Raw genomic sequence first — 2,742 nt, 5'->3', positions numbered from 1 at the left:
CACGGCGCCGATCTACAAGGCAGACTTGTTATAGGATCAAGCCTTACGGGCAATTAGTATCAGTTAGCTGAACGCATTACTGCGCTTACACACCTGACCTATCAACGTCCTGGTCTCGAACGACCCTTCAAGGGGATCTAGTCCCCAGGGATATCTCATCTTAAGGCGAGTTTCCCGCTTAGATGCTTTCAGCGGTTATCTCTTCCGAACATAGCTACCCGGCGATGCCACTGGCGTGACAACCGGTACACCAGAGGTTCGTCCACTCCGGTCCTCTCGTACTAGGAGCAGCCCCCTTCAAATATCCAACGCCCACGGCAGATAGGGACCAAACTGTCTCACGACGTTTTAAACCCAGCTCACGTACCTCTTTAAATGGCGAACAGCCATACCCTTGGGACCGGCTACAGCCCCAGGATGAGATGAGCCGACATCGAGGTGCCAAACACCGCCGTCGATATGAACTCTTGGGCGGTATCAGCCTGTTATCCCCAGAGTACCTTTTATCCGTTGAGCGATGGCCCTTCCATACAGAACCACCGGATCACTATGACCTGCTTTCGCACCTGCTCGACTTGTCGGTCTCGCAGTTAAGCACGCTTATGCCATTGCACTATCAGCACGATTTCCGACCGTACCTAGCGTACCTTCGTACTCCTCCGTTACGCTTTGGGAGGAGACCGCCCCAGTCAAACTGCCTACCATGCACTGTCCCCGACCCGGATCACGGGCCAAGGTTAGAACCTCAAACAAACCAGGGTGGTATTTCAAGGACGGCTCCACCGAAACTAGCGTTCCGGTTTCATAGCCTCCCACCTATCCTACACAGATCGGTTCAAAGTCCAATGCAAAGCTACAGTAAAGGTTCATGGGGTCTTTCCGTCTAGCCGCGGGTAGATTGCATCATCACAAACACTTCAACTTCGCTGAGTCTCGGGAGGAGACAGTGTGGCCATCGTTACGCCATTCGTGCAGGTCGGAACTTACCCGACAAGGAATTTCGCTACCTTAGGACCGTTATAGTTACGGCCGCCGTTTACCGGGACTTCAATCAAGAGCTTGCACCCCATCATTTAATCTTCCGGCACCGGGCAGGCGTCACACCCTATACGTCCACTTTCGTGTTTGCAGAGTGCTGTGTTTTTATTAAACAGTCGCAGCCACCAGTTTATTGCAACCCCTTCACCCTCCTGGCGCAGGCCAGTCAAGCTACAAGGGCGTACCTTATCCCGAAGTTACGGTACCAATTTGCCGAGTTCCTTCTCCCGAGTTCTCTCAAGCGCCTTAGAATACTCATCTCGCCCACCTGTGTCGGTTTGCGGTACGGTCATCATTAGACTGAAGCTTAGAGGCTTTTCTTGGAACCACTTCCAATTGCTTCGCTCCCTAAGGAGCTCGCGCCACACCCTTGAATTACGCACCCGGATTTGCCTAAGTGCCTTCTCCAATGCAGCGACCGGGACTTCCAACACCCGGACAACCTTCCGCGATCCGTCCCCCCATCGCATCTAACAATGGTGCAGGAATATTGACCTGCTTCCCATCAGCTACGCATTTCTGCCTCGCCTTAGGGGCCGACTCACCCTACGCCGATGAACGTTGCGTAGGAAACCTTGGGCTTACGGCGAGGGGGCCTTTCACCCCCTTTATCGCTACTCATGTCAGCATTCGCACTTCCGATACCTCCAGCACCCTTTACAAGGCACCTTCGCAGGCTTACGGAACGCTCTCCTACCATGCGTGCAAGCACGCATCCGCAGCTTCGGTATATAGCTTAGCCCCGTTACATCTTCCGCGCAGGACGACTCGATCAGTGAGCTATTACGCTTTCTTTAAAGGGTGGCTGCTTCTAAGCCAACCTCCTGACTGTTTTAGCCTTCCCACTTCGTTTCCCACTTAGCTATATTTGGGGACCTTAGCTGGCGGTCTGGGTTGTTTCCCTCTTGACACCGGACGTTAGCACCCGATGTCTGTCTCCCGTGATTGCACTCTTCGGTATTCGGAGTTTGCTATGGCGGGGTAATCTGCAATAGACCCCCCAACCATGACAGTGCTCTACCCCCGAAGGTGAGACACGAGGCACTACCTAAATAGTTTTCGGAGAGAACCAGCTATTTCCAGGTTTGTTTAGCCTTTCACCCCTATCCACAGCTCATCCCCTAACTTTTCAACGTTAGTGGGTTCGGACCTCCAGTACGTGTTACCGCACCTTCATCCTGGCCATGGATAGATCACCTGGTTTCGGGTCTACGCCCAGCAACTGAACGCCCTATTCGGACTCGCTTTCGCTACGCCTGCCCTATACGGTTAAGCTTGCTACTGAACGTAAGTCGCTGACCCATTATACAAAAGGTACGCCGTCACCCCTTACGAGGCTCCGACTGTTTGTATGCATGCGGTTTCAGGATCTATTTCACTCCCCTCCCGGGGTTCTTTTCGCCTTTCCCTCACGGTACTGGTTCACTATCGGTCGATCACGAGTATTTAGCCTTGGAGGATGGTCCCCCCATCTTCAGACAGGATTTCACGTGTCCCGCCCTACTTGTCGCACACCTAGTTCTTTCATACTGTTTTCGCCTACAGGGCTATCACCTGCTATGGCCGCACTTTCCAGAGCGTTCGGCTAACAATACAAATAAAGAGTGCAAGGCTCATCCCATTTCGCTCGCCACTACTTTGGGAATCTCGGTTGATTTCTTTTCCTGCGGTTACTTAGATGTTTCAGTTCACCGCGTTCGCTTC

1 rRNA gene is annotated in these 2,742 nt (G+C 52.8%); it reads right to left on the bottom strand.

Annotated features, from left to right (window positions below):
• Positions 1-32: 32 nt before the first annotated feature.
• Positions 33-2,742, bottom strand: a 23S ribosomal RNA gene (locus tag VK92_RS12245); the annotation flags it as partial.

Origin of the sequence: Burkholderia sp. LK4 (assembly GCF_001043615.1) — a bacterium.
Taxonomy (GTDB): domain Bacteria; phylum Pseudomonadota; class Gammaproteobacteria; order Burkholderiales; family Burkholderiaceae; genus Burkholderia; species Burkholderia cepacia.
This window is presented reverse-complemented; position numbering and strand designations above follow the sequence as displayed.